This window comes from Euzebya tangerina, from assembly GCF_003074135.1.
GTDB classification, from domain to species: Bacteria; Actinomycetota; Nitriliruptoria; order Euzebyales; family Euzebyaceae; genus Euzebya; species Euzebya tangerina.
Genome location: NZ_PPDK01000001.1, coordinates 3,258,466 through 3,284,855 on the forward strand (window position 1 = coordinate 3,258,466; position 26,390 = coordinate 3,284,855).

A 26,390-nucleotide genomic window follows, 5' to 3' on the forward strand; every position below is an offset into this window, starting at 1 on the left:
TCCCCGCCGTGTGGCGAGGATCAGTGGTGCGCCGGCTCGCCCGTGCGGGAGGACCACCACAGCTGGGCGGCCACGAGTGGCGCGCCGACGAGCAGGCCGAGCACCGCCGACGCCGCCGTGTTCGTCAGCCAGGCCAGCGCACCACCGGCAACGCCTGAAACGGCCTCCTCGATGGACTCCTCCCAGCCGTGAACCAGGTCATACGGGCCGGACACACCCAGCTCGTTCAGGCCCACCAGCTCGATGTGACCGCCGACCCAGAGCATCGCCGCGGTGCCGAGCACCGAGATGAACGTCAGGACCTTCGGCATGGCGGCCACCAGCCGCTTGCCCGTCGCAACGGTGCTCGGGGAGTCGCTCTGGGCCATCCGCAGCCCGACGTCGTCGGCCTTCACGATGATGGCGACGATCCCGTAGACGATGACCGTGATCATCACGGCCACCACGGCCAGGATGGCCGCCCGGCTGACGAAGGCCTCGTCCGCAACCTCCTTCAGGGCGATGACCATGATCTCGGCCGACAGGATCAGATCAGTGCGGATGGCCCCGGCGATCAGCTCCTCCTCGGACTCCACCGCCTCGTGCTCGCCGTGATGTCCGTCGCCGGACAGGGCCCCCCAGATCTTGTGGACGGCCTCATAGCACAGATAGGCCCCGCCGAGCATCAGTATCGGCTCGACGATCCACGGCAGGAACTGGCTGAGCAGCAGGACCGCCGGCAGGATGAAGATCAGCTTGTTGCGGAACGAGCCCTTCGCGATCTGGCGGATGATCGGCAGTTCACGCTCGGCCGCGACGCCTTGGATGTACTGGGGGGTCACCGCGGTGTCGTCGATCAGGACACCGGCAGCCTTCGTGGTCGCTCGACCGGCCGCGGCACCGACATCATCGATCGAGGCCGCCGCCAGCTTGGCCAGCGCTGCGACGTCGTCGAGCAGCGCGATCAGTCCTCCAGCCATGCAGTGAACCTACCAGCGCACCCTGCCGTGAGGGTTCCCTGCCGCCGGGAACACCCGCCGGTATCGTCGGGGATCGGTGAGCGCCCTTCTGACTCCACCCCGTGACCCTGTCGAGCAGGGCCCTGCGGATGCCCGGCCGTTCACGTCGAAGGCGCTGGTCCTCAACGCCTCGATGGAGCCGCTGTCGGTAGTGCCCGGACGTCGGGCGCTGGTGCTGGTCCTCACCGGGAAGGCCGACTTGGTCGTCGGCACCGGCGCCACCGTGCACAGCGAACACCTCCAGCTCGACTGCCCATCGGTGGTGCAACTGCGCCGCTACGTGCGGGTGCCGTATCGCCGACGGGCCTCGCTCACCCGTCGCGGCGTCTTCATACGTGACGAGCACCGATGCCAGTACTGCGATGCCGCAGCCGAGAACATCGACCACGTTCACCCCCGAAGCCGCAACGGCAAACACGAGTGGGAGAACGTGGTCGCTGCATGTACCCGCTGCAACTCGCGCAAGGGCAACCGCACACCGGCGGAGGCCGGCATGCGTCTGGCCAGAGCGCCCTTCGCCCCGAAGGCGGCCTTCTGGATGGTCGTGGCCGTGGGGCGGGTCAAGCCCGAGTGGGAGCTCTTCCTGGGCGACGCAGTCGGGGACCGGCCTGCGAGCGTGTCGGGTCGCTCCGATCTGGGGTACCACTAGGGCGTGTCGGGTCGCTCCGATCTGGGGTACCACTAGGGCGATGTCTGCGACTGCCGCCTCTGCCACCACGCCATCTCACTTCAATCTGAACGCCACGCCACAGGGCCAGCTGTCGCCCGAGTACCGCCGCGAGAGCATTCGTCGGCTGGCCGAGGAGGAGTTCGACATCCTGGTGGTCGGCGGTGGCGTCACGGGCACCGGAACCGCCCTTGATGCCGCGTCGCGCGGGCTCCGTGTCGGCCTGGTCGAGGCCCGTGACTTCGCGTCGGGGACGTCCAGCCGGTCCAGCAAGATGTTCCACGGCGGCCTGCGCTACCTGGAGCAGTTCGACTTCGGCCTGGTCTTCGAGGCCCTGCACGAGCGCACGCTGATGATCGAACGGCTGTGCCCGCACCTCGTCAACAAGATCCCGTTCCTCTACCCGCTGACCCACCGGGTGTGGGAGCGCGCCTACGTCGGCGCCGGGATCGGGCTGTACGACGTCATGGCCGGTCTGAAGACCGGGATGCCACGCCACCGGCACCTGTCCCGGAAGAAGACCCTCCAGAAGGCGCCCTCGCTGCGGGCCGACTCGCTGGTCGGCGCGATCCAGTACTACGACGCCCAGGTGGACGACGCCCGCCACACCCTCGCGCTTGCACGGACGGCCGCGAAGTTCGGGGCAGCGGTCGCAAGCTCCGCCCGTGTCGTCGACTTCGCCCAAGAGGGGGAGCGGGTCGTCGGCGCCCGCGTGCGCGACCTCGAGGGCGGCACCGAGTTCACCGTCAACGCCGGGCAGGTGATCAACGCCACCGGCGTGTGGACCGACGACCTCCAGCAGTTCGTCGGCCGAGGCCAGATCAAGGTGCAAGCCTCGAAGGGCGTCCACATCGTGGTGCCGAGCGACCGCATCCACTCCGACTCTGGCTTCATCACCCAGACCGCGACGTCGGTGCTGTTCATCATCCCGTGGATGGCGCCGCCGTACACCCGCCACTGGATCATCGGCACGACCGACACGCCCTGGGAGCTCGACAAGGCCCACCCGGCTGCGTCTGCAGCTGACATCGACTACATCCTCGACGAGGCCAACAAGTGGCTGAACGTCCCGTTGACCAAGGCCGACGTCGAGGGTGTGTACGCAGGGCTTCGTCCGCTGCTCAAGGGTGAGTCCGAGGCAACCTCGCAGCTGTCGCGCGAACACGCCGTCGTCCAGGGTGTCTCCGGCCTCATCACCGTCGCCGGAGGCAAGTACACGACCTACCGCGTCATGGCCAAGGACGCGGTGGACGCCGCGGTGCGGAGCATCAACCGCAAGGTGCCCGAGACCCCGACGGCCGACCTGCCGCTGGTCGGCGCCGAGGGCTATCAGGTCCTGTGGAATCAGCGTGAGCAGCTGGCGCAGCACTCGGGCCTGCACCTCACCCGCATCGAGCACCTGCTCCGGCGCTACGGCGTGGAGACCCGCAAGCTGCTCGCCGAGATCGATGAGCGGCCCGAGTTGGCGACGCCCATCGACGGCGCGGACGAGTATCTGCTGGTGGAGGCGTGGTACGCCGCCGCATGGGAGGGCGCCCTGCACATGGACGACATCCTGACGCGTCGCACCCGCATCTCGATCGAGACCTTCGATCGAGGCGTGGCCGCCGCGAACCAGATCGCCCCCATCGTCGGCGAGGTGCTGGGCTGGTCCGAGGAGGACCGGGCGCGGGAGATCGACCACTACACCAAACGCGTCGAGGCCGAGCGGGAGTCCCAGACCCAAGCCGACGACCTCACGGCGGACGCCGCCCGGCTGGGTGCCCCCGACGTGCGCATTGGTTTCGCCGGCTCCTAGAAACCCCAGGCCAGGGTGTCGTACGCTGGTCCCGACCCCGACCTGGAGAACCGACATGGACCGCACCACCGACCGCCCCGGCACGACCCCGACGCCGACCCCCACGGCTGACGCGCCGGTCACGCCACAGTCGCGGGTCACGGTCGAGCAGTCCACCACGCTGGTCCTCGAGGAACTCCTCGTCGAGGAGGTCTCCATCGACGGGATGTGCGGCGTCTACTGAGCGCTGGCCATCATCCGGTGCCCTTCGACCTCGATTCGGGCTGGCGGCTGCACGAGTCCGTCTCGCTACGTCCCGAGCCCTTCGGTGCGCTGGCCTATCACTTCGGCACCCGGCGCCTGTCGTTCCTGAAGGACCTGACCCTGCTCGAGGTCGTGCGTACCCTGGCCGACCACCCGACGGCGCGTCAGGCCTGCACAGCGGCCGGGGTCGACACGGCACGGCTGCCCGCCTTCACCGCGGCGCTCGGCACCCTCGCCGAGTCGCACATGATCACCGCCACCGACCCCACCACCACCGACCCCACCACCACCGACCCCACCACCTGCGAGCGGACCAGCCGTTGACGACCCTGCAGCCAGCCCCCGTCCCACCGCTCGTCGAGACCTTCGAGCGAGGGCTCGACGCGCCCATCTGCCTGACGTGGGAGCTGACCTACGCCTGCAACCTGCAGTGCTCGCACTGCCTGTCGAGCTCAGGACGGCGTGATCCCCGAGAGCTCTCGACCGAGCAGTGCCGACAGGTCATCGACGAGTTGCAGGCCATGCAGGTCTTCTACGTCAACATCGGCGGCGGCGAGCCCACTGTCCGGCCCGATTTCTGGGAGCTCCTGGACTACGCGGTGGGGCATCAGGTCGGCGTCAAGTTCTCGACCAACGGCGTCGCCCTCGACGCGCCGACAGCACGTCGACTGGCCACGACCGACTACGTCGACGTGCAGATCTCGATCGACGGAGCCACGGCCGAGGTGAACGACGCCATCCGCGGGCCCGGCTCCTTCGACACGGCGACCCGTGCGATGGCCAACCTGGCGGATGCCGGCTTCGGTCCCTTCAAGGTGTCAGTCGTCGCCACGCGTCACAACGTGGGGCAGCTCGACGAGCTCAAGGCGATCGCCGACACCTACGGTGCCCAGCTCCGCCTCACGCGGCTGCGCCCGTCGGGACGAGGCGCCGACACCTGGGACGAGCTGCACGTCACGGCCGCGCAGCAGCGGGTGCTGTACGAGTGGCTGCTCGACCACGGTGAGGATGTCCTGACCGGCGACTCCTTCTTCCACCTCGCGGCATTCGGCCAGTCCCTCCCGGGCTTGAACCTGTGTGGTGCCGGACGCGTGGTCTGCCTCATCGACCCGGTCGGCGACGTCTACGCCTGCCCCTTCGCCATCCATGACGAGTTCCTGGCCGGCAATGTCACCGAGCCGGGCGGGTTCACGTCGGTTTGGCGCACCTCGGAGCTGTTCGAGGCCATGCGCGAGCCCACCACCGGTGGCGCGTGCAGCTCCTGCAGCCACTACGACACCTGTCGAGGTGGCTGCATGGCGGCGAAGTTCTTCACCGGGCTGCCGTTGGACGGCCCCGACCCGGAGTGCGTGCGCGGGCTGGGGGAGGAGGCCCTCGCACGGCAAGCCGGCAACCCTCGACCGGCCCCGTCGGTCGACCACTCCCGCCCGGCCGGCCGCCGCAGCCTGCCGGTCCTTCCGGTGTCAAGCCAAGGGGGCGCTCCCGCGGGCGGTGGCATCCCTGACCGTGCCTGCGCCACGAGCCCGCTGGCGGGGTTCGATCCGGCGACCCGGTGACGGCACGAGGCCGGCCCACCCCCCGGTGAGTGCTCCGGGGACGCCCTGGCCGGCCGGGCTCGGGGTGCGTCTCGACCCGGCCACCACCATCCTCCGAAGCGGGGAGGTCCTGTTCGGGGGCCAGGAGGGCCGCGCGGTCCGCCTGTCCGAGGTCGGCGCCGCAGTTGTGGCTGACCTGTTCAGCCGTGCCTCGTCGTGCGATGGGCGCACGGCGGTCGCCACCGACGACGACCCGCCCGCAGCACGGAGTTTGCTCCGGCGTCTGGTCGTGGCCGGACTCGCACACCCGACCGCGCCGATCATGGATGATGCCGCTGACCGGCTGACGGTCGTCGTCCCGGTGAAGGAGCGCGCGGCGGAGCTCGAGCGGTGCCTCACGGCCTTGCACGGCCACCAGGTCGTGGTCGTCGACGACGGCTCGGATGCGGCTGCCGCGATCGCGGAGGTGTGCCGCCGACACCGCGCACGACTCATCCGGCTGTCCGACAACTATGGCCCTGCCGCGGCCCGGAACGCCGGCCTGGCGGTGGTGCAGACTCCGCTGGTGGCCTTCGTCGACTCCGACGTCGAGGTCGGAGTCGGGTGGAGTGCCCGCCTGGTCGGCCACTTCGAGGATCCAGCGCTGGCCCTGGTCGCCCCTCGCATGGTCGCAGCACTCCCGGAGACCGGTAGCGTGCTGAGCCGCTACTCCGCCGCCCGCTTCGCACTCGACATGGGCACCGAACCGGCGACGGTGACGCCTTACGGCCGTGTGGGCTACCTGCCCAGCGCCACGATGGTGGCTCGGGTGGACGCCCTCGCCGACATCCCAGTCGGACCGGGGGGCGGGCCCTTCGACCCGCTGCTGCGGTGTGGCGAGGACGTCGACCTGGTCTGGCGGCTGCTCGACGCCGGCCACGTCGTGCGCTACGACCCGGCCGTCCGGTGTGAGCACAACGAACCACCCACGTGGAGCGGAATCCTCAGACGCCGTCGGATCTACGGCACGTCCGTGGCGCCGCTGGCGGAACGGCACCCCGAACACGTCGCCCACCTGCGAGCGAGCCCCGTCGCCGCGACAGCCGTTGGTGCGCTGGCCCTGGGTCGACCAGTGGTCGGAGCTGCCGTCGCGCTGATGTCGATCCTGCGGCTGGGACGGCGGCTCCACCCGCTGGGCATCACACGCGGCCAGGCGGCGACCTTGGTGGGTCGCTCCATCGTGGGTGGTGCCGTCGGACTGATGCGCGCCGCCACCATGCTCGGCTGGCCTGCCCTGGCAGCCCTGGCCGGGACGTCGTGGCGCCGCCGGATTGGTGTGGGGCTTGTGGTCCTGGGCCCCCCGCTGCTGGAGTGGGTGGAGCGACGACCAGCCGTGGACCCGATCCGGTGGACGATCGCCTCCCTGGCCGACGACCTGGCCTACGGCAGTGGCGTGGTGAGTTCGTCCTGGCGCCTCAGGACGGCTCGGGCCTTCCTCCCGCGGCTGTCCGGCCGTCGCCGCACCACATCGCGCACCTGACGGGGCAAACTCTCGCCGGCGTCTAGCCCTCGAGAACCGTGTTCTTGCCGATCACGACGATGCCCTCGTCCGTCACGGTGAAGCGCTCTCGGTCGGCCTCGAGATCCACGCCGATCTTCATGCCGGGGGGCACGAGGACGTTCTTGTCGATGATCGCGTTGCGCACGATCGCCTTGCGGCCGATCTCCACGTTGTGCATCAGGATCGAATCGGTGATCTCGCTGAAGGAGTGCACGCGGACCTGGGGAGAGAGGATGCTGTGGGACACCGTCCCGCCCGAGACCACGGCGCCAGGACACACCATCGAGTTCGTGGCCGTGCCCATCCGATCGTCCTCGGCGTGGACGAACTTGGCCGGTGGGAGCGAGGGGGACCACGACATGATGGGCCAGCGGTAGTTGTACAGGTTCAGCGTCGGATCGACGCTGACCAGGTCCAACGAAGCCTCCATGTAGCTCTTGATCGTCCCGACGTCCCGCCAGTAGCCCCGGTCGCGGTCGGTCTGGCCAGGCCACTCGTTGCCAGAGAAGTCGTAGACGGCTGCCTCCCCCCGGTCCACCAGGTACGGGATGATGTCGCCGCCGAGGTCGCTGCCCTGCTCGTCATCTCTGGCGTTGGCCCGGACCGCCTCGACCATCGTCTCGGTCGAGAAGATGTAGTTGCCCATGGAGGCGTAGGCCACCGTGGGATCGTCGTTGGTCGACGGTGGGTCGGCTGGCTTCTCGAGGAACTGGGCGATCCCCTGACCATCTGCCGTCGGTTCGATGACGCCGAACGCCGTCGCTTCCTCCAACGGCACGCGGATGCCGGCCACGGTCACTCCGGCTCCGGATTCGATGTGCTGGTCCAGCATCTGCCGTGGATCCATGCGGTAGATGTGATCAGCGCCGAACACCAGGACGTAGTCGGGTCGCTCGTCATTGATGATGTTGAGGTTCTGGAAGATGGCGTCCGCGGATCCGGCGTACCACCGTTCACCCCGCCGCATCTGCGCAGGTACAGGAGTGACGAAGTCGCCGAGGATCGGCGCCAGTCGCCAGGTCTGGTTCAGGTGGATGTCCAGGCTGTGGCTCTTGTACTGGGTCAGGACGACGATGCGGGTGAAGTCGGCATTGACCAGGTTCGAGAGGACGAAGTCGATCATCCGGTACATCCCGGCGAACGGCACCGCTGGCTTGGCCCGGGACCGCGTGAGGGGGGACAGTCGGGTCCCCTGACCGCCTGCCAGGACCATTGCCAAGACCTTGGAGTTGCGCATGCCCGGACCGTAGCAAACGCCGGAACACGACAGCGGCGCCGCCCCAGATGGGACGGCGCCGCCATTGGACTCAGAGGGTTGCTACCCCTCGAAGTTCTCGTAGCAGGGAGCCTCGCCGAACTCGAACCCTGCTGCCGTGGCGCCTTCGTAGAAGCCATCGGAGGCAGAGGCGAGCCCGCTCGGGAACTCCGTGGTCGGCACACCGATCGAGGTAGCGCGGACGGCCGAACCGTTGGCGTCACCGGCCAGGTTGCCGACGCCCTCCGGGAGCATGCCCTCGTAGTCGATCTCGGTCACGTCGGCCACCGCGGCGACCATGCCCTCACGGGTCAGATCGCCGTTCTCGGCGGCCTGCCGGATGACGGCCTCGAGCGCGTAGGACCAGATCCACCCGGAGGTGTATCCGTCATTGCCCTCCACGTCACCGAGGGCATCGCGCATCGCCTGGTGGCCGGGGGTGTCGGTCTGGAACGGCTCCCACGGACCGGCCACGGTCACCAGGGACTCCACAGCCTGAGCGGCCGGGGAGGCGACCAGACCCGGGTTGTAGGAGGGGCTGTTGAACAGGAACCGACCGGTGAAGCCCTGGGCGGCTGCCTGACCGACGACGGTGCCGGCGTCGGTCGGACCGGTGGTCACGACGACGACATCCGCGCCGCCACCCACGACCTGGCCGATGGCCTCACCCTGGTTGTCGGCACCAGGAGTGGTCGGGACGTCGATGAACTCCGCGCCGTTGGCCTCGGCCCACTGGTTGGCACCAGCAGCGCCGTCCTCGCCGTAGTCACCGGGGTAGTGGACGGCCATGACGGTGCCGATCTCGTCACCGTTCTCCGCCAAGTAGTCGAGGCCGTTCATGGTCTCGATGCAGTAGGTGTTGCCGGACTCGACGATGATGTCGCTGAACAGCCATGCGGACGTCCAGGATGCCGGGGCGGTCACGATGCCCTCTGCCGTCAGGTCCTCGAGGATGGCGAAGGTCGTCGGGGAACCGAGCGACTGGGCCAGGGCGAGGATGTCACCCTTGATCTCCTCGTACTGCTGGGAGTGGACTTCGGGGTTGTACTGGTTGTCGCGGGTGTACTCGGAGGTGTTGATGTCGAATCCGGCGATGCCGCCGTCCTCGTTCACGGTCTGCCAGAACGCGGTCTGTGCGTCGGTGATCGGGACCGCCAGGGCTGCGAACGGACCGACCGTCAGGTCGGAGATGGTGCCGAGGTAGATGCAGCCGTTGTCCGGATTGACCGCGTCGGGGCAGGCCTCCTCGGTCACACCTGGACCGAAGGTGACGTCGCCGCCAGCCGCGTCGTCGGTGGGCTCTTCCTCCACCATCTCGTCGTCAGTGGGCTCTTCCTCCACCATTTCGTCGTCGGTGGGCTCTTCCTCCACCATTTCGTCGTCGGTGGGCTCTTCCTCAGCAGCCTCCTCAGCTGCGTCGTCCTCGCTGGCGGTGTCGCCGCCGCCCTCGTCGCTTCGACACGCCGTCGCAATGAGCGACAGCAACGCCAACATCAAGGCCAACTTGGCCCAGCGTGAGTGCAACCTCATGTTCCGTGCTCCTTTGATCACGCTGCTGCCAGCGTGCTGTGTTACGACGATCCGTGGCGACCGCCTTGTTGGACAACCTACTACCGAAGTAGCAGAAATGTGAGATCAGTAGCTGAAGGGCCAGCCCTTCCAGTAGTTCCTGATGCGGATCCACACGCCGAACAGGCCGCGTGGTTCGAACAGCAGGAACCCGATGATGAGGAGGCCGTACAGGATCGTCGAGACCTGAGCTGTGTTGAGCAGACCACCAGGGCTGCCCGGCGGCGGGATGAAGTCGACGAAGCGGGAGAGCTCCTCAGCCAGGCGGAGGATGACCGTCAGGAAGATCGCGCCTGCGATTGCGCCACTGATCGTTGAGACCCCACCGATCAGGATCATCGCGATGAACTGGACGGACAGCAGCAGGTTGAAGGCCTCCGGGACGACCTGACGGGTGATGGTGTAGAGCAGCGCCCCGGCGATGCCGGCGAATGCTGAGGAGATGACGAAGGCGAGGATCTTGTGCTTGGTCAACTCCACGCCGATGACCTCGGCGGCGATGTCGCGGTCGCGGACGGCCTGGAAGGCCCGGCCGACCGCGGTGCGGGCGATGTTGCGGCCCAGGAGGGCCACGACGATCAGGACGACGAGCGCGAACCAGTACACCTTCTGGGCGCCGTCGAAGCTCGGTCCGTTGTTGACGAGCGAGATGCCGAAGATCTCCGCGTCCACGCCCGGGCGGCCGACGCCGAAGCCGCCGGTGATGAAGTCGGCTTCACGGAAGATGTGCTCGCCGAGGAACACCAGCCCCAGGGTCACGATGGCCAGGTAGAGGCCGCGGAGCCGCGAGGCGATCGGAGCGATCATGGCGCCGACGACCGCAGGGACCAACGCAGCAGCGGGCAACCAGATGATCATCGGCAGGTCGTAGCCCAGGGTGCGGATCTCCGTCGAGCCACTGAGCGTGGCAGCCGTGAACGCGCCCAGGCCGACGAAGAAGGCGTGGCCCAGCGACACCTGGCCGGCGTACCCGGTGATCAGGTTCAGGCCGATCGCCCCGACGGCGAAGGCGAAGGCGCGACCCAGCAGGATGAGGATGTCGTCCTCGAACATGAACGGGAAGAGGGCTGCGATGGCCACGAGTCCGTAGACGCTGACCATCTTGGCCCGCGTGTTGAGCAGTGCCATGTCGGCCGCGTAGCTGGTGTAGAGCTCCGGGCGCCGGTTGACGCCGGAGCCGCCGAGCAGCGACTGCAGCCCCGAGCGGCTGGCAACGCTCGCCGCGGTCGGCGCCTTGAGCGTTGCGTCTTCAATGGTTGAGGTACTCACACTCGCTCGACCTCCGGGGTGCCGAAGAGGCCGTAGGGCTTGATCAGCAGGACGATCAACAACAGGACGTAGGGGGAGACGGGGGCGAAGTTGTCACCCAGCCAGGGGAAGTACTCGGCCTGGTACTGCGCAACGAGGGACTCGACCACCCCGACCGCCAACCCCCCGAGGACGCCGCCACCCACCGAGTCCAGACCACCGATGATGATGGCGGGAAGCGCCTTCAGGGCGATGATCCACGTCTGCTGGCTGATGCCGGACCCGCCGTCGACGAACATGCCGGCGACGGCGGCGAGTGCGCCGGCCAGGCCCCAGGAGACGGCGAAGACACGTCCGACGTTGATGCCCTGCGCCAAGGCGGTCTCCTGGTCGAAGGCCGTGGCGCGCATGCCCAGACCGAACCGGCTGTACTTGAAGAAGGCGAACAGCGCGGCCAGGATGAGCGCCGTTGCGATGATCCTGGCGATGTCCGCCTGCCGGATGATGACGTCGCCGACCGTCAGGGTCTGAATGCCCCAGGGGTCACCGACGAACCGGATGTTGGTGCCGATCAGCCGGTTCTGGATCACCCGCAGGGCGATGTCGACCCCGATGGTGATGATCGCGACCACGAAGACCGGCTGACCGATCATGGGCCGCAGCGCCAGACGCTCGACGATCAGCGCGATGATCGTGGTCCCCACGATGGCCACCCCCAGTGCCGGCCAGAAGCCGATGGGTTCGCTCAGGAAGACCAGGAACATGGACCCGGTGACCATGAGGGCCGGCTGGGCGAAGCTCACGACCAGGGTGGACTTGTAGATGATGACGAAGCCGAGGGCGATCAGCGCGTAGATCGATCCCTGGCCCAGGCCGCGGATGACGGCCTGGATGAAGATGACCAGTTCCTCGCCCATCAGGCCTTCGCCACCAGACCGGTCTGCTGCTCCTCGAACACGTCGGTCCCTCCGGCGTTGACGTAGGTCTTCCCGTCGGCCCCCGCGCCGTGCGGTGGGCCCTGGTACATGCCTTCGACGAGCTCCGAGAAGATGTCGAACAGGGCGGAGCGCTTGACCTTCTGCGTGGCCGTCATCTCACCGTCCTCGTGGTCGAGCTCCTTGGGCAGCATGCGGAACTTCTTGATGCCCTCGACCCTCGCGAACTTGTTGTTGGTCTTCTCGACGAGGTCGGCGATCAGCATCACGACCTCCTCCTTCTCCGAGAGGTCCCGATAGGTCGTGTAGGTCAGCTTGTTCCGCTGGGCCCAGTTGCCGACGGTGTCGAGCTCGATGCCGATCAGTGCGGTCAGGTACTTCCGGCCGTCACCGACCACCACGGCCTCCTTGATGAACTCCGAGGCCTTGAGGGAGTTCTCGATCTCGCTGGGGGAGACGTTCTTGCCACCCGACGTGATGATGATGTCCTTGATCCGATCGACGATCTTGACGTGGGTCCCGTCGACCCAGCGGCCCACGTCACCGGTGTGGAGCCACCCGTCGGCATCCAGGGTCTCCGCGGTTGCCTGGGGTTGGTTCCAGTACCCGGCGAAGTTGGCCGGGTGCCGGGTCATGATCTCCCCGGTCTCCTCGTCGATCTTCAGCTCGATCCCGTCGTGGGGCTCGCCGACGGTGCCGATCTTCATCCGGCCCGGCTTGTTCGACGTGGCGACGGCGGCGTTCTCGCTCATGCCGTAGATCTCATAGATCGGCACGCCGATGCCCCAGAACCACTCGAGGACCTCGGGAGCGATGGGTGCAGCTCCGGTGCCGGCGGTCCGCACCATCCGCATTCCGAGTCGGTCCCGCAGCGCCCGGAACATCAGGACGTAGCCGATGGCATAGACCAGCTTGGTGGCTGTGGTGTCGTTCCCGCCGGCCGCGATCCGTCTGGCACCGACCCAGTTCGCGATCTTGAGGCTCTGCTTCCACGACCACCGCTTGAACCGGCTGGCGGCTGCCATGCGGATCTCGACCGAGGCGAGCATCCGCTCCCAGATGCGGGGTACCGCGAAGAAGACCGTCGGCTGCACCTCCCGGAGGTTCTGCGGGACGGTCTCGATCGACTCCGCGAAGTGGATCTGGACGCCGGCCTCGGCGTTGAGGTAGATCGTCGCCGCGCGCTCGGCGATGTGGCACAGCGGGAGGTAGGACAGCGCGATGTCCTCGGGAGAGGCGGGCGGGTCGTAGAAGCCGCCCTCCTTGACCAGTGTGCTGATGCAGAACTCCACGTTGGCCTGGTTGAGCATGACCCCCTTGGGCGGACCGGTCGTGCCCGAGGTGTAGATCAGGGTCATCACGTCGTCGGGCTCGACCTCGGACATGTGGCGTTCGACCAGGCCCGGGTTGGCGTCCCGGTGCTCCCGGCCGAGGGAGATGAAGTCCTCCCACGACATCAGGCGGTCATCGACGTACCGGTTGGCGATCCCGCGCGGCTCGATGTAGATGATGTGGGCCAGGTTGGGCAGGTCGTCGATGACCTCGAACACCTTGTCGACCTGCTCCTGGTCCTCAGCCACCAGGATCTTGGCGCCGGAGTCCGCGTACATGTAGCCGACCTCGGCCGCCGGGTTGGTCGGGTAGACGCCCACCGTGATGCCGCGGATCGCGGTGCAGCCGATGTCACTGAACAGCCACTCCTGCCGGTTCTCCGAGTGGATGGCCAGACGGTCGCCGGGGCCCATGCCGAGGGCCAGGAAGCCGTGTGCGGCCGCCGTGGCGTTCTCCCAGTAGTCGGCCCAGGTGATCTCCTTCCAGACACCGAAGTCCTTCTCGCGCATGGCCACCGTCTCAGGGTGCATCGCTGCCCAGTCGCGGACGCGGCTGGCCGTCGTCGGCAGTCCCGCCCCAGAGCTCGCTGGCCGGTCCAGGGTCGCTGTCTCGCTCACGAGGTAACTCCTTCGCTCTTGTGTGACTGGGGACCGACGTGGGCCTCTGCCTTGTGCGCCTTGGCATCGGCATCGGCTCTGGTCTCTTCGGAGCCCAGGTAGGCCCGGATCACGTCCGGGTTGTTCTGGACCTCAGCCGGCACCCCGGTGGCAACGTGCTGTCCGAAGTCCACCACCATCACCCGGTCGGCCAGATCCATGACGAGACCCATGTCGTGCTCGACCAGGATCATCGGGATGTCGAGCTCATCTCGGATGTCGAGGATGAACCGCGCCATGTCCTCGGTCTCCTCGACGTTCATGCCGGCGACGGGCTCATCCAGCAGGAGCAGCTTCGGGTCCATGGCGAGCGCCCGGCCCAGCTCGATGCGCTTCTGGATGCCGTAGGGGAGGAGGCCGACCGGCATCTTCCGGTACTCCTGGATCTCCAGGAAGTCGACGATGTCCTCGCAGACAGCGCGGTTCTCCAGCTCCTGCTTACGGGCCTTGCCCATATAGAACATCCCGGCGAGGAAGCCGTAGTTGACGTTGTGGTGGCGGCCCAGCATGAGGTTGTCGAGCACGGTGAGGTTGCCGAACAACTCGATGTTCTGGAACGTCCGCGCCATGCCCATGTTGGCGATGTGGTGCGGTGAGGACCCCACGATGGGCTCGCCCTGGAAGACGACCGTGCCCTGCTGCGGCTGGTAGACACCGGACAGCACGTTGAAGATCGAGGTCTTCCCGGCGCCGTTGGGCCCGATGATCGCGAACAGCTCCTTCTCACCCACCTGGAACGACACGTCGTCGATCGCGTTCACACCCGAGAACGACAGCCGGACGCCGTCGAAGGTCAGAATCGGGTTCTGCGAGGTGTCCTGACTCGAGGTGCCTTGGCCCGAGGTGTCCTGGCTCGACGTGTCCTGGCTCACGACAACCACCGCTTCCGTCGCTTGTAGTGCTTGACGTCTCTGAACGACTTCGCGGAGCCCTCGTCGGCCAGACCGAGGTAGAACTCCTTGACGTCGTCGTCCTGCAGCAGCTCGTCGGCCGGCTTGTCCATCACGACCTTGCCGGTCTCCATGATGTAGCCGTGTTCGGCCACACCGAGCGCCATCGTGGCGTTCTGCTCGACCAGCAGGACCGTGACCCCCTGGCTGTTGATCTCGACGATCAGGTCGCGGATCTGATCCACCAGCTGGGGAGCCAGGCCGAGACTCGGCTCGTCCAGCAGCAGGTACTTGGGGTTGGACATCAGCGCCCGCCCCATCGACAGCATGGTCTGCTCACCGCCGGAGAGATAGCCGGCCGTGGACTTCTTCCGGTCCGCGAGGACCGGGAAGAGGTCGTAGACGCGGTCCATGTTCTCCTTCATGAGGCTGGTGTCGGTGTGTGCGCCGACGCGCAGGTTCTCCTCGACGCTGAACTCCGCGAAGATCCGACGACCCTCCAGTGCCTGCTTGACCCCGGCCTCCACCACCCTCTCGGGGCGGAGCTGATGGATCGGCTCGCCGTCCAGCGTGATCGTGCCGCGGGTGATGTCGCCCTCATGCACGTCGAGCAGGCCGGAGATGGCCCGCAACAGCGTGGTCTTGCCGGCGCCGTTGGCGCCCAGCAGTGCGACGATCTTGCCCTCGGGCACCTGCAGACTGACTCCGCGCAGCACCAGTACGACGTCGTCGTAGACGACCTCAAGGTTCGATACCTCGAGCATCTGCCCTCCAGATGGGTCCGGATAGTTGTGTGTGACTTGGTAATCAGACCGTCACGGGTTCGTGACACTAACCGATGACCATGTGATGACAGCCCAACCAGGTGGGGGTGGGCGCTGCATCAGATCTACTACTCGTGTCATGGGTGACATGACGGTGTCGTGACTCTAGTCACATTTGCGCGAGATGTCGCGCACGTTACCGCCGAACCTGCCGGACCAGCGCCATGACGGCCCGCACGACGAGGTCGACCACGGCGGCGATCAGCGCGACAAGAGCGATGCGATACGAGGCCGTGAACAGCGGGTGGTACTCCCACTGTGACGGTCGGATCATCTGCTCGAAGACGGGCAGGGGCGCGGAGACGATCCCCGCCGTCGCGGTGTAGGCGTAGTAGGGGATGATCGCGAAGAACAGCAGGACCCCACCGGCGGCGGCCAGATAACCCCACCGCAGTCTGACGACGGCCAGCGCGGCGACTGCAAGTGCCATGGTCAGGCCACCACCGGCGATGCCCGCCGCGGCGTGGAGGTAGTCGGTCCGCGTGGGATCGGCGCCCAGCAGGATGGCCGTGTCGTTGATCGTGAACCACAGGCGAAGGGCCAGCTGCGCCGTCGCCAACCCCAGCACGACCACCACGATCGTGCCACTGGCGAGCTTCCAGACCGGCCACCGCGGGCCGACGAGGTAGGCGGGTCGCCGCCGGACCGCGATCGGTTGGGGAACGGCGAGGCGGGGCGGCGGCTTGCGCGTGCGAGGCCGCAGGGGGCTACGGCGACGAGGCTTGGGCGGTCGCTTGCGACGCCGCGCGGCGGGCCCGCGAGACGGACTCCTGAGGACCGGACCCTGGACCGCGTGAGCCGACTGCGGCTCCGCTGCGTCGGTGGCCTCGTCGGAGGGTGCCGCGTCCTCGACGTAGGCGGTCACCTCGCCGGTGCTGATGTCGTCATCGGACGGCGCCTCGGTTGGTGCGTCCGCGGGCCGGATGGGGGCGACGGCGGCGTCGGCTGCCACCGGCGTGCTGGTGGCCCTCTCTGGCGGACCAGCGGGCTCCTCCGGCGGACCATCGGGCTCGCCGAACTCAGCGGCCGCGCGGGCACGCAGTGCAGCCAGGTCACCCCGCAGCTGCTGGAGTCGGTCGTCCTTGACGTTCTTGGGCATGGAACTCGTCGGCGTAGGGGAAGGCCGAGATCGTAGCGGAAGTGCGGCAATACCGACGATACAGCGGGTGGTCTGACAGACTGTTCGTGATGACCCCCTCCACTGTCGGGTCGGTCGCTGGGTTGTGACCGAGGACACCGGTCGCCTGCTGGCCGATCGCTATCGCCTGACCGATGCCATCGGTCGGGGCGGCATGGCGGACGTCTACTCGGCGGAGGACAGCCGCTCCGATCGGATGGTGGCCGTGAAGGTGATGCGCCTGGGCGAGGCTGCTGATCCGGACCGCTTCGCCTCCGAGATGGAGATCCTCGAGCGACTCGAACACCCCGCGATCGTGCGCCTCTTCGACACGGGGCGCACGGAGGATCACAGCCCCTACTTCGTGATGCAGTTGGTCACGGGCGAGTCGCTGTCGACGCGGCTGCGCGAGGAGGGAGCCCTGCCCGAGTCCGACATCACGAAGTGGGCCGCCCGGGTTGCCGGTGCGCTGGCACACGCCCACGAGCGGGGGGTGGTCCACCGGGACATCAAGCCGGCGAACATCCTGATGGACCAGCAGGGGAGGGGGTTCCTCACCGACTTCGGTGTCGCGCGCCTGGTCGACTCGACGTTGGTGACCAAGGCCGGCACCACCATCGGGACGGCCGCCTACCTCGCGCCTGAGCAGCTCCAGGACTCCGCCGTCGGCCCGCCCGCCGACGTGTATGCGTTGGGACTGGTGCTGATCGAGGCCTTCAGCGGTCGTCGGGCCTTCCGGGGCAGCGGGGTGGAGGCGGCGATGGCCCGGCTCGGTCGCGATCCGGCCATTCCCCGGGCCTTGCCGGACAATTGGGTGGGCCTGCTGATTGCCATGACCCGCCGGGATCCTGCCCGGCGCCCCGATGCCGCGTTCGTGGAGGCGGTGCTGCGCGGGCGGCAGCCACCACCACCCCTGGACCCGGTCGAGTTGGCCGCACGATCGAAGGTGTCCATAGACGCCGATGAGGCACCGACGGAGGTCACACCAACCCCCACACCCCGACGTGAGATCGCCACGGGCAGCAGCGAGTGGGGACCACCCAGCACCGAGGACCGTCCTCCGGCCCCGCCGACGCCGGCGGCCGTGACCCCCGAGGAGCCGGCGGTTGCGGAGGGCGGACCCGCCAAGGTGACGCGGGCGCTGATCGCAGGGCTCGTGGCCTTCGTGCTGGCCATGACCGTGCTCGGCATCGGCTCGGTGGCGCTGTATCGGGCCGTCACCGACGGGCCGATCGACCCGATCCAGGGGAACACCGAGGTGGATGAGGCGACACGGGAGGTCGTCGACGTCATCGAGGCCTCAGAGACGCTGTCCGCGATCGACCCCTCCGTCCAGCGGCGCCTGAGGCTGCTCGAAGGGGAGTTGGTGACGGCCATCAACGAGGACCGGCTGGACGGCGCACTGGACGCGGTGGTCGGCATGACGGACGAGGTGGCCCGCGGCATCGAACAGCTGGACATCGACGAGGTGGCCTTCCGGTCGCTACTCGAGTCGTTGCGGGAGTTGACTGCGGCCATCCAAGCCGAGACCACACAGGATCAGACGCCCGGGGAGTAATTGCGTCGGCATCCGGGCGCGTCCAAGGCGCGTTGGTAGCATTCCGCCCGCATCAGTCGATGCCAGTCCCAGTCACAGGAGGAACGCATGGTCCGCGGAGCACGAGTCGCCGATGAGGCGGTACGCGCCTACCTGGAGGCCCTGCAGGATCCGAACACCGCGGTCAACTGGGACGAGGTCGAGGAGTTGGCAACACAGATCGCTGAGGTCACCGATCCCGTCCGCCGGGTCCTGCTGCGATCGGACTGGCGTCGGGCGTCCGACCCCGCGACCTACCTCCCGGACCTGGAGGCCGACTTCATCGCCTTCGCCGCCCAGTGGTCGGAGGCCAATCGTGTGAGCGGTGACGACTTCTTCTACGAAGGCGTGCCGTTGGCGGTGCTGGCGGAGGCCGGGCTCGGCATCTCCGAGGAAGCTCGCGCGTATGCCGACGAGGACGATCTCGCCCTGCTGCCCGACGTGGCCGACGGTGAGGCGGAGGCGGCCGTCGAGGGCGAGTCGGGCGAGCTCTTCGAGCCCGGCAGCGCCATGGCGAACGTCTTCGAGCAGATCGGGGCGGGCCCGTTCACGATCAACGACCTCGTCGACCGGGCCGACGCCAGCCGGTCGACGGTGCGGGCCGTGCTGGACAAGCTGGACGAGGCAGGGCGGCTCAGCGAGCTCGAGCCCCTCGACACCGGCAGTGCCGGCCGCTCGCCGAAGCGCTACGAGCTGACGGACTGACGCAGGCGGTCACGCTGGCCCGGACCCGTCACGCGGCGGCCGCTCGTGGCAGCCGCGCGAAGAGGGCGTCGAAGACGTTCGTCCGATCGAATCGGGTGGCCCACTGCTGGGCGGCTGCGGCTGCTGCGTGGCGCTCCGCCGGGCTGCGGCCGAGCACCTCGTCGTCGAGAGCCTCGGCGATCCCCTTGGGGTGGGCTGGCGGGACCAGGCGAGCGTGCGGACCCACTGCTTCTGGGATGCCGCCGGTGGCACAGGTGATCACCGGCCCACCGCCGGCCAGCAGGTTCTCCGCAAGGGCGATCCCGAAGGTCTCGGTGAACTCCGGGCGTGGCTTGGAGGGCAGCACGTAGGCAGCACATCCGGCCATCAGGTGGGGCTTCTCGGCGTCGTCGACATCGTGGAGGAAGTGGATCCGGTCGGCCAGCGGCGTCGAGGCGGCCAGGGCGTGCAGCGACCCGGCTTCCGGACCGTTGCCGCAGATGACCAGAGCCCGCGTGTCCGACGTGGCGCTCATCACGTAGCCGTTGATGAGGTCGTCGACGCCCTTCGCCTTCGACAGGCGCGACAGGAACAGTACGTAGCCGTCCGCCTCCAGGCCCCGCTCGGCCAGGCGTGCAGCGGTCTCTGCCGGCGCGAGGTCGGTGAAGGCCCGCGCGTCGATGGCGGGGTAGGACACGGCCACGAGCTCCGCGCACCGTGGGGCGAGGGCCGTCCCCCACCGATCATCGATCTGCTGAGCCGCGTGGATGATGATGTCCCGGGTGTAGGCCGACACCGCCACGCACACGTCGTTGTCCAGGTAGGTGGTCAGCACCTGGGCCGCGGCGCCGAACCGTCCCTCGGCCACCGCGGTGTTGACCACGTTGGTCACGTCCGAGCCGACCGCTTCGGCGATGGTGGTCAGTGGCGCACGCAACCCGGTGGCCTGTGCCACGCGGGCGGCGTCGGCCACCACGGTGGCGTGTGGCGTCAGGTACAGCGACATGGCTGTGGTGGGGACGTCCTCGGTGAACAGCTCGACCAGTCGACCGGTCATGCCGGCCAGGTGACGGCCATCCGGGACCTTGTAGTTGCCGACGGGCTCCGGTCGCTCGACGGTGATGCCGGGGGAGTAGGGGAGGACCGCATCGAGCGGCTTCATCGGCAGACCCGCCGCCTCGATCGCAGGGATCGTCCACGTCACGATCCGGACGTCATCGAACCCCCTGGTGAGCGCCACCTCCGCCAGATTCCTCGCCTCGCCGGAGTGACCACAGATCACCGGGTCGGCCCGGACCACGATGACCAGGCGGCGCGACGGATCAGGGGTGGGAGCCGCCGATTCGGGCAGCGGCAGGCCCGGCTCCAGCCGCTCGATGTGGTGCGCGAGGTCGCTCATGCAGCCTTCCTGGTCGACGTGTCAGGTGGGGTGATCGGCATCACGGCGCCGCGCCGTGCGGGGTGAGCGACGGGGGCCGGTGGGCCGCTCCCCAGCCAGCCGGCTCGGGGGAGAGGTCCAGGACCAGGTGGCCACCGGCGGCCACCTCGGCGGTGCTGAGCCAGGCACGCTCCAGCGGCCGCCCGTCCAGGCGTGCTCCGGTCACGTAGCGGGGCAGGCGTCGCCCGGTGGCCTGGTCGACATCGTCTGCGCCGGGCGCGTCGATCACGAACGCGGCCTGCCCATCATCGACGGTGATCTCGACGTGCGGGAAGGCGGGCGGGCCGACCAGCAGCGACTGCTGGCCGGGCTGGGGGAACAGCCCAACACAGGCCCACACGTACCAGGAGCTGAGACCTCCGGAGTCATCGTTGCCCGGGAGCCCCCCGCGTCCGACGTCGAACTGGTTGTCCACGATGTCCCGCACGATGTCAGCGGTGCGGTCGGGCCGCCCCGCGTGGTGGTAGCACCAGGGTGCGTCCATGTCGGGTTCGTTGTTCAGACCCTCGAAGCGATTCAACGCGTACCCGGCGGCGACCTGATCGGGCTTGGGTGCCACACCGAGCTGCTCCACCGGGTCGGCACCCTGTCCGAAGAAGGTGTCGAGGATGGTGACGAAGCGGTCATCGCCCCCGGCCAGTCGGATCCGCTGCGCCATGTCGTGCAGCAGGCGGAAGGAGTAGTTCCAGCGGCCGCCTTCGTAGTACTGGGAGTCGATCACCAGGCCGGTTGTCGGGTCGTAGGCGTTGACCCAGTTGGTGGCCAGGCCCTCCAGCCGCTCGGCGAAGTCGGGGTCGCCGACCCGCCGGGCGATCTGTGCCGTGCAGTGGTAGCCGAGGCCGAGGTCCAGCGTGTGGGTGACCGGGTGGGCCAGGCCCTGCTCGATGTACTCCTCGCCCCACAGTCGGGTCAGGTCCGAGGCCATCAGGCTGACGGCCCAGTTCCAGTCCAGGGCTGCCGGCTTGAGGGCGCAGAGGTCGGCGAGGAAGGTGTGGGCCAGGGCGCTGCCCTGCCGGGTGAAGCGGTCGGCCCCGCGGGCCATGCGGTAGCCGATGGGGAAGTTGCCCTCGAACTCACACACCGTGATCAGGGCCATCGCCAGCTCGGTCGCGCGGCGGGGGAGCAGCGTGGTCAGGAGCGGCAGGTGGGTTCGGTAGAGGTCCCACATCGTCGAGATGTCGAACGCGAAGGGCCCGTCGCCGTCCCAGAAGGGGCTCTCCCCGCCGGCCATGCAGGGCTTGATCAGAGAGTGGTACAGCGCTGTCGCGAAGACCGATCGCCGGGTCGCATCCCCGCCCTCGACGGTGACCAGGTCGAGGTGGTCCTGCCAGGTCGTGGCGGTCATCCCCAGCCGCGTGGCGAACGCCGGCGTGACCTCGCGACCATGGTTGCCGGCGATGCCAGCCCGGTCGGGACGTGTGGTGATGGTGCGCGGGGTGGTCTGGCCGAGGTCGACCGCCAGGTTGGCCGCCGCCTGGTCGATGCCCCGCAGTGAGAGGCCGACCTGGATCTCGACGGTGACCTCGACCCCGGGTGGGCCGACCCAGATCACCCCGAAGCGGCGCAGCGTCGTGGGGCGGATGGCGTCGAAGCGCAGCTGGGCCCCGCCGTACATGAGCCGGCGGTCGTACCACGGCATGAGGCGCCAGTCGGGCGCGTCGCAGGTGGCGTGGAAGCTGACGGGCACACCCTCCATGACGACGGTGCCGGCGGCCGACGCCGGGTCGAGCACCGCGACGTCGCCGCGGAGCGGGACGGTCTCACCCTGGTCGATGGCCAGGCCACCGTGGGCGCAGTCCAGGACCACCCGGGGGCTCTCCGTGGCCGGGAAGGTGTAGCGGTGCACCGCGCTCCGCGGTCCGACCGTCAGATCGCAGATGATGCCGTTGTCGAGGGTGGCCTGGTACCAACCGGGGGAGGCGGCCTCGGCGGTGACCCTCCACCGGGCGCCCAGGTCATCCAGCGGTGCCGTCATGGGGGTGACGCGGAGGTAGTTGTAGTACTTCCGGATCGCGCCGGTGCCCGACTGGTGGAAGTGGGTGAAGCCACTGGTGACCAGGTCGTCGTGCAGACGGGGCGGAACGCCTTCCGTGCTGCGGTCGTAGCGCCCGTAGCCGGTCGGGTAGGCACCGGACGTGGGACAGACCGAGACCATCCCGAATGGATGGGTCGCGCCGGGGTGGGTGTTGCCGATCGGTGGCTTGGGCCACCACCACGTGCCCGCCAGCCCATCGGGGTCGGGCAGGTCGGCCGGCTCGGACCCGATGAACGGATCGACGTCCTCGATCCTCATGGCTCCATGATCCTCATGGTCCAGCGACGGTCGGCTCGCATGAGCCTGAACCATACGAAGCGCGTGTGTACGGAGTGTTTCAGCAGGCGGGTCGGACATCCTCGGAGTAGAGGCCCAGCAACTGGACGATGTGTCTGCTCACTCGGCGTCGGCCGTAGACCCACTCCGCGCCGAGACCGCCTCGGCCATTCGCCGTGCCACCTCAGCGACCGCCTGCTCGAGTTCGGCGCCGCCGACGATGGTGAAGGGCAGGGGGATCCGCGCCAGCCACTCGCTGGCGTACATGGTCGGGTTGTCCGTCGTGCCCATGAGTTCGGTGCGGGTGGCCCCGTCGATCGCGCTCAGGGTTCCCATGGGCCCGATGACGTGGCGAGCGACCTCGCCAGGTGGTGCATCGAACACGACGTGGGTCCGGTAGGTCCAGCCTGAGCCCAGCCGCCGCTCCAGCAGATCGATCGGATCCAGGCCAGCCGGGGGACGGGAGGGCGTCGAGAGTTGCTCGACCCAGGCCATCCGGTCGATGCGGTACGTGCGGACGTCGTCCACGTGCCGGGCATGGCAGAGCAGGTACCACAGACCATGCCGCACCACGACGGCCCACGGGTCGAGCTCGATCTTGAGTGAGGTGCCAGAGCCGGTCGTGTATGCCACGCGGACGCTCCTGCCGTCGGCGAGGGCGTCGACGACGGCGGCGGTGACCGTCGGGCTGGGCCGGGCAGCATCCCTGTCCGGAGCCACCCGTGCATGCTGGCGCATGGCGCGAGCCGGTCCGGCGACGCTGCGGGGCAGTGCCTCGAGCAGCTTCCCCACGGCAGCTCCGACGGGATCGGTGGCATCGTGCGCGGGGTGGTGCCCGTCCAGGACGGCCATGACAAGGCTGAGCGCCTCGCTGGGCGAGAAGACCAGCGGAGGCATCCGAACGCCTCGGCCAAGGCGATAGCCACCGTAGGGCCCAGTCGTCGAGTGGATGTCCACCCCTGCTGCACGAAGGGCGGAGACGTACCGGCGGGCAGCGCGATCGCTCACCCCGAGCCGCTCCGCCAGCTCGATGGCCGTCACCCCGGGCCGGTGGCGCACGATCTCCAACGTGCGCAGTGCTCGCGCCAAGGGAGTCGGAGGAGATCCCACGACGTCAGGCTACTCCGGACGCCGAATGTCCGGAACCATTCGTAGAGTGCCGGGCATGCACACCTCGCTGATCCCGACGATGGGACCCCTCCCATGAGTGCCGTGTACGTGGTTGATGCCGGTGCAGCGGTCGCGCTCGCGCGCCAGTGGCATGACGTCGACGGGGACCGTTTCGAGCTGTTCGCTCCAACCCTGCTCAGGTCCCAGGTGCTGGCGCTTCTTCGCCGCGAGGCGGCCACGCAGGGCGGCGACCCGGCCACGCTGCTGGAACTCGCCCAATCAGCGTGCCGGCTTCCACGGCGTCTGCTGGGCGACGCCGTGCTCCGTCAGACGGCGTGGAATCTCGCCCTCTCCAACGAGTGGGAGTCGACCTACGACGCGGAGTACATCGCATTGACTCAGCTCCACGGCACCGCACTGGTCGCGACCGACCCAGATCTGCGAGCTAGAGCCGAGGGACTCGTCGACGTCTGTTCCGTGGCCGACCTCATCGCGCCATGAGCGGTCTGCCACCGCCATGGCAACCCCCGATGTCGGGGTCTGAGGTCGACCACCTCGTGGCGATGCTCGAGCGCCTTCGCGCCACCTTTCGATGGAAGGCCGATGGCCTTGACACTGACGCCCTCCGTCAGCCCATCGAGTCATCCACACTGACCTTGGGAGGCCTCCTCAAACATCTGGCTGCTGTGGAGGACGATGTCTTCGAGCGGCGAATCGCCGGGCAGCCGTCGACCACGCGCGGCCTCGCATCGAACCTGGCATCGAACGTCGAGGAGTACGACGAGTGGCAGTTCACGCTGGGGGATCATGATGACGCGGACGGGCTGTACGCCATGTGGGACTCCGCAGTGGCTCGATCTCGGGAGCGGCTGTCGCAGATCATCGACACTGGCTCGCTCGACGCCCCGGGCGCGGTCTCGTACGACGGCGAGACGCCGAGCATTCGGCGGCACGTGTGCGATCTCATCGAGGAGTACGGGCGCCACACCGGTCATGCTGACCTTCTTCGCGAGGCGGTCGATGGGCGGGTGGGAGAGGACCCGCCACCCGAGTGGCGGCCCACCACGCCCGAATGACTGCCTGTTGCGGGCCCTCCGCGCTCTGCCGTTGTTTGTTTACATAATCTTTCTTATGCGTGCCATGCATTCCTGAGCCGCCGGATCGCATCCCGCACGCCTTGAGCCAACGCAAGCTTTGCTGGCTGTCAGGTTTCACCGAACCGTGCGGCGTTCAGGCTCGGTGTCGTTCTCTGCGCAAGAGGGAGCGGAGTGTCTCGGCGTTCGCGTAGCCGACGCGCAGGGCGATCTCAGCGGAGGTGAGGTGCGTGGTCGCCGAGAGGTGACGAGCGCGTTCGATGCGAAGCCGTTGGACAAAGCCGAGCGGAGTGAGGTTGAGCGCCGATCGGGTTCGTCGTTCGAGGGTTCGCCGACTGGTGCCGATCGACTGGGCTGCGGACGCGACGTCGAACGGTTCGTCGAGGCGGGCGCGGACGTAGCGCTCGAACTCCACGACGATCGGATCTTCGTGTTGCAGGTGTTCGTAGGCGACGAAGGCAGCCTGCGATGGGCGATGGTCGATCAGGAGCAGCTGGGCGACGTGCTGGGCGAGGTCGGGGCTGATCGATCGCACGAGGGACAGCGCGAGATCGATGTGTGCGAAGGCGGCCCCCGCGGTGACGAGATCTCCGTCGACGACGACCATGGTGTCAAGATCGAGGTCCACGGTCGGGTAGCGCCGCCGGAACCCCGGGCCCAGGAACCAGCTGGTCGTCGCCCGCCGGCGGTGCGCACGTCCGGATTCGGCCACTGCGAACACACCGGTGCATGCAGCAGCGATCCGGGTGGATGCATCATCGAGCCGGCTGAGTGCCTGGATGACCGAACGCGCACCTCGGCTTCGCAGTGCGTCGAAGGTGGCTTCTGCGGTCAGGGTGCCCAGGGCAGGAACGACGATCACGTCGAAGTCACCCATCTCCGACAGCGAATGCCGAACCGGCAGGATCATCGACGTCGACGTCGTCACCCGTCGCTTCGGCCCGACGATGGCGAGCTCGATCGGGCCGGCGCCTGCGTCGACGTCGCCCCGCACTCCGTCCGCCACCTGCACGATGTCGATCATCGATGCAACGGCCGAACCGAAACAGCCGTCGAGGGCGATCATTCCAAGGCGCATGACGCAAACGATAGCAAACCAGTCGCATGCGCCATAGTCTCTCACTGAGGTGTCCGCGTACGTTGGCATCGCACCACAACCGCTCGACACCCCAGGAGACCCCGATGTCCGCCCCTTCACTCCCCTACGCCTTCGTTGCGAAGATCGTCGCGGCCGATGGCCAGCACGACGCGCTCGCCACCCTGCTGGCCAGCGCAGTCGACCTCGCGAACGAGGAGGAGGGGACCATCGTCTGGTTCGCGGTCCGAACCGACCCCAACACCTTCTGGATCTTCGACGCGTTCCGCGATGAGGCCGCTCGCAACGTCCACGCCAACGGCGCGATCGTCGAGGCCCTGACGTCGAACCAGCAGCTCCTCGGCGCAGCCCCGGAGATCCTCCCGGCCGACGTCCTCGCGGTCAAGCTCCCCTAGTCCGACCAGACCCTGCAGAACCGCTCCGCGACCTCCGTCCCGACCCCAGGAGCCGCGGAACGGCTGCCAACCCCGACCC

The 26,390-nt window shown here is 68.2% G+C and carries 24 protein-coding genes; 11 read left to right on the top strand and 13 right to left on the bottom strand.

The window, feature by feature from the left end; all coding sequences use genetic code 11:
* Positions 1-20 precede the first annotated feature (20 nt).
* On the bottom strand, positions 21-959 hold the full coding sequence (locus C1746_RS15050) for a DUF808 domain-containing protein (RefSeq protein WP_116715343.1): 939 nt from the start codon (positions 957-959) through the stop codon (positions 21-23).
* Positions 960-1,035: 76 nt separating this feature from the next.
* On the opposite strand from C1746_RS15050, the gene C1746_RS15055 reads away from it, so the two are divergent.
* The 6 genes from C1746_RS15055 to mftF are packed head-to-tail and all read left to right on the top strand — an operon-like array spanning position 1,036 to position 6,760.
* A complete protein-coding gene (locus C1746_RS15055) occupies positions 1,036-1,647 on the top strand; it encodes an HNH endonuclease (protein ID WP_240598923.1) in 612 nt (203 codons plus the stop codon).
* A 40-nt stretch (positions 1,648-1,687) separates the two neighbouring features.
* Entirely contained in the window at positions 1,688-3,463 is a 1,776-nt protein-coding gene (locus C1746_RS15060) for a glycerol-3-phosphate dehydrogenase/oxidase (RefSeq protein WP_116715344.1), read from the top strand.
* Between the two features lie 55 nt (positions 3,464-3,518).
* Positions 3,519-3,686, top strand: coding sequence for a mycofactocin precursor MftA (gene mftA, locus C1746_RS22555; RefSeq protein WP_116715345.1), 168 nt, complete (start codon positions 3,519-3,521; stop codon positions 3,684-3,686).
* Positions 3,671-4,030, top strand: coding sequence for a mycofactocin biosynthesis chaperone MftB (gene mftB / locus C1746_RS15070; protein WP_420810993.1), 360 nt, complete (start codon positions 3,671-3,673; stop codon positions 4,028-4,030). Before mftA ends, mftB begins: the two co-directional genes overlap by 16 nt.
* Positions 4,027-5,262 (top strand): mycofactocin radical SAM maturase, encoded by a 1,236-nt coding sequence (gene mftC / locus C1746_RS15075; protein WP_205711871.1) that lies wholly within the window; start codon positions 4,027-4,029, stop codon positions 5,260-5,262. Before mftB ends, mftC begins: the two co-directional genes overlap by 4 nt.
* Before the next feature lie 25 nt (positions 5,263-5,287).
* Positions 5,288-6,760: a mycofactocin biosynthesis glycosyltransferase MftF gene (mftF, locus tag C1746_RS15080; protein WP_162867793.1), complete on the top strand. Its 1,473-nt coding sequence runs from the start codon at positions 5,288-5,290 to the stop codon at positions 6,758-6,760.
* 22 nt (positions 6,761-6,782) lie between these two features.
* Here mftF and glgC read toward each other — a convergent pair whose 3' ends face one another.
* The 8 genes from glgC to C1746_RS22125 all read right to left on the bottom strand — a co-directional run bounded on the left by glgC (position 6,783) and on the right by C1746_RS22125 (position 16,589).
* A complete protein-coding gene (glgC, locus tag C1746_RS15085) occupies positions 6,783-8,018 on the bottom strand; it encodes a glucose-1-phosphate adenylyltransferase (protein WP_116715348.1) in 1,236 nt (411 codons plus the stop codon).
* A gap of 81 nt (positions 8,019-8,099) precedes the next feature.
* Positions 8,100-9,566: an ABC transporter substrate-binding protein gene (locus C1746_RS15090; protein WP_116715349.1), complete on the bottom strand. Its 1,467-nt coding sequence runs from the start codon at positions 9,564-9,566 to the stop codon at positions 8,100-8,102.
* Positions 9,567-9,671: 105 nt separating this feature from the next.
* Positions 9,672-10,874, bottom strand: coding sequence for a branched-chain amino acid ABC transporter permease (locus C1746_RS15095; RefSeq protein WP_205711872.1), 1,203 nt, complete (start codon positions 10,872-10,874; stop codon positions 9,672-9,674).
* Positions 10,871-11,770: a branched-chain amino acid ABC transporter permease gene (locus C1746_RS15100; protein WP_205711873.1), complete on the bottom strand. Its 900-nt coding sequence runs from the start codon at positions 11,768-11,770 to the stop codon at positions 10,871-10,873. Before C1746_RS15100 ends, C1746_RS15095 begins: the two co-directional genes overlap by 4 nt.
* Positions 11,770-13,737 carry an AMP-dependent synthetase/ligase gene (locus C1746_RS15105; RefSeq protein WP_205711874.1) on the bottom strand — a complete coding sequence of 656 codons (1,968 nt, stop codon included), beginning with the start codon at positions 13,735-13,737 and terminating at the stop codon, positions 11,770-11,772. The genes C1746_RS15100 and C1746_RS15105 overlap by 1 nt, the downstream gene beginning before the upstream one ends.
* A complete protein-coding gene (locus C1746_RS15110; RefSeq protein WP_116715754.1) occupies positions 13,734-14,576 on the bottom strand; it encodes an ABC transporter ATP-binding protein in 843 nt (280 codons plus the stop codon). Before C1746_RS15110 ends, C1746_RS15105 begins: the two co-directional genes overlap by 4 nt.
* A 68-nt stretch (positions 14,577-14,644) precedes the next feature.
* On the bottom strand, positions 14,645-15,430 hold the full coding sequence (locus C1746_RS15115) for an ABC transporter ATP-binding protein (RefSeq protein WP_116715350.1): 786 nt from the start codon (positions 15,428-15,430) through the stop codon (positions 14,645-14,647).
* 196 nt (positions 15,431-15,626) lie between these two features.
* Positions 15,627-16,589, bottom strand: coding sequence for a hypothetical protein (locus tag C1746_RS22125; RefSeq protein WP_162867794.1), 963 nt, complete (start codon positions 16,587-16,589; stop codon positions 15,627-15,629).
* 124 nt (positions 16,590-16,713) lie between these two features.
* Between C1746_RS22125 and C1746_RS15125 the strand changes: the two genes are divergently transcribed.
* Together C1746_RS15125 and C1746_RS15130 are read left to right on the top strand one after the other, a co-directional pair.
* Positions 16,714-18,165 (top strand): serine/threonine-protein kinase, encoded by a 1,452-nt coding sequence (locus C1746_RS15125; RefSeq protein ID WP_116715352.1) that lies wholly within the window; start codon positions 16,714-16,716, stop codon positions 18,163-18,165.
* 87 nt (positions 18,166-18,252) lie between these two features.
* The gene (locus C1746_RS15130; protein WP_116715353.1) at positions 18,253-18,888 is read left to right on the top strand and encodes a hypothetical protein; all 636 of its coding nucleotides are present in this window, start codon (positions 18,253-18,255) and stop codon (positions 18,886-18,888) included.
* A gap of 28 nt (positions 18,889-18,916) precedes the next feature.
* Here the strand turns inward: C1746_RS15130 and C1746_RS15135 are convergent, their stop codons facing one another.
* The 3 genes from C1746_RS15135 to C1746_RS15145 form a co-directional block, all read right to left on the bottom strand.
* Positions 18,917-20,266, bottom strand: a complete 1,350-nt coding sequence (locus tag C1746_RS15135) for a glycosyltransferase (RefSeq protein WP_116715354.1) — start codon at positions 20,264-20,266, stop codon at positions 18,917-18,919.
* Between the two features lie 40 nt (positions 20,267-20,306).
* Complete coding sequence (locus tag C1746_RS15140) at positions 20,307-22,598, bottom strand: glycoside hydrolase domain-containing protein (protein WP_116715355.1); 2,292 nt, start codon at positions 22,596-22,598, stop codon at positions 20,307-20,309.
* A gap of 138 nt (positions 22,599-22,736) precedes the next feature.
* Entirely contained in the window at positions 22,737-23,726 is a 990-nt protein-coding gene (locus C1746_RS15145) for a helix-turn-helix transcriptional regulator (RefSeq protein ID WP_116715356.1), read from the bottom strand.
* Positions 23,727-23,819: 93 nt separating this feature from the next.
* Between C1746_RS15145 and C1746_RS15150 the strand changes: the two genes are divergently transcribed.
* Positions 23,820-24,227 carry a type II toxin-antitoxin system VapC family toxin gene (locus C1746_RS15150; RefSeq protein ID WP_116715357.1) on the top strand — a complete coding sequence of 136 codons (408 nt, stop codon included), beginning with the start codon at positions 23,820-23,822 and terminating at the stop codon, positions 24,225-24,227.
* Positions 24,224-24,802 carry a mycothiol transferase gene (locus C1746_RS15155; RefSeq protein ID WP_116715358.1) on the top strand — a complete coding sequence of 193 codons (579 nt, stop codon included), beginning with the start codon at positions 24,224-24,226 and terminating at the stop codon, positions 24,800-24,802. Before C1746_RS15150 ends, C1746_RS15155 begins: the two co-directional genes overlap by 4 nt.
* Positions 24,803-24,956: 154 nt before the next feature.
* Here C1746_RS15155 and C1746_RS15160 read toward each other — a convergent pair whose 3' ends face one another.
* Positions 24,957-25,898 carry a GlxA family transcriptional regulator gene (locus C1746_RS15160; protein ID WP_116715359.1) on the bottom strand — a complete coding sequence of 314 codons (942 nt, stop codon included), beginning with the start codon at positions 25,896-25,898 and terminating at the stop codon, positions 24,957-24,959.
* A gap of 104 nt (positions 25,899-26,002) precedes the next feature.
* Here C1746_RS15160 and C1746_RS15165 point away from each other — a divergent pair, with 104 nt between their 5' ends.
* The gene (locus tag C1746_RS15165) at positions 26,003-26,311 is read left to right on the top strand and encodes a putative quinol monooxygenase (protein WP_116715360.1); all 309 of its coding nucleotides are present in this window, start codon (positions 26,003-26,005) and stop codon (positions 26,309-26,311) included.
* The last annotated feature ends 79 nt before the right edge of the window (positions 26,312-26,390 follow it).

What these genes read in the sequence shown, in the direction of transcription:
- C1746_RS15050 (WP_116715343.1), bottom strand. Translation starts at nt 959, where the DNA reads ATGGCTGGAGGACTGATCGCGCTGCTCGACGACGTCGCAGCGCTGGCC.
- C1746_RS15060 (WP_116715344.1), top strand. Translation starts at nt 1,688, where the DNA reads ATGTCTGCGACTGCCGCCTCTGCCACCACGCCATCTCACTTCAATCTG.
- mftA (WP_116715345.1), top strand. Translation starts at nt 3,519, where the DNA reads ATGGACCGCACCACCGACCGCCCCGGCACGACCCCGACGCCGACCCCC.
- glgC (WP_116715348.1), bottom strand. Translation starts at nt 8,018, where the DNA reads ATGCGCAACTCCAAGGTCTTGGCAATGGTCCTGGCAGGCGGTCAGGGG.
- C1746_RS15090 (WP_116715349.1), bottom strand. Translation starts at nt 9,566, where the DNA reads ATGAGGTTGCACTCACGCTGGGCCAAGTTGGCCTTGATGTTGGCGTTG.
- C1746_RS15100 (WP_205711873.1), bottom strand. Translation starts at nt 11,770, where the DNA reads ATGGGCGAGGAACTGGTCATCTTCATCCAGGCCGTCATCCGCGGCCTG.
- C1746_RS15115 (WP_116715350.1), bottom strand. Translation starts at nt 15,430, where the DNA reads ATGCTCGAGGTATCGAACCTTGAGGTCGTCTACGACGACGTCGTACTG.
- C1746_RS22125 (WP_162867794.1), bottom strand. Translation starts at nt 16,589, where the DNA reads ATGCCCAAGAACGTCAAGGACGACCGACTCCAGCAGCTGCGGGGTGAC.
- C1746_RS15130 (WP_116715353.1), top strand. Translation starts at nt 18,253, where the DNA reads ATGGTCCGCGGAGCACGAGTCGCCGATGAGGCGGTACGCGCCTACCTG.
- C1746_RS15135 (WP_116715354.1), bottom strand. Translation starts at nt 20,266, where the DNA reads ATGAGCGACCTCGCGCACCACATCGAGCGGCTGGAGCCGGGCCTGCCG.
- C1746_RS15140 (WP_116715355.1), bottom strand. Translation starts at nt 22,598, where the DNA reads ATGAGGATCGAGGACGTCGATCCGTTCATCGGGTCCGAGCCGGCCGAC.
- C1746_RS15150 (WP_116715357.1), top strand. Translation starts at nt 23,820, where the DNA reads ATGAGTGCCGTGTACGTGGTTGATGCCGGTGCAGCGGTCGCGCTCGCG.
- C1746_RS15155 (WP_116715358.1), top strand. Translation starts at nt 24,224, where the DNA reads ATGAGCGGTCTGCCACCGCCATGGCAACCCCCGATGTCGGGGTCTGAG.
- C1746_RS15160 (WP_116715359.1), bottom strand. Translation starts at nt 25,898, where the DNA reads ATGCGCCTTGGAATGATCGCCCTCGACGGCTGTTTCGGTTCGGCCGTT.
- C1746_RS15165 (WP_116715360.1), top strand. Translation starts at nt 26,003, where the DNA reads ATGTCCGCCCCTTCACTCCCCTACGCCTTCGTTGCGAAGATCGTCGCG.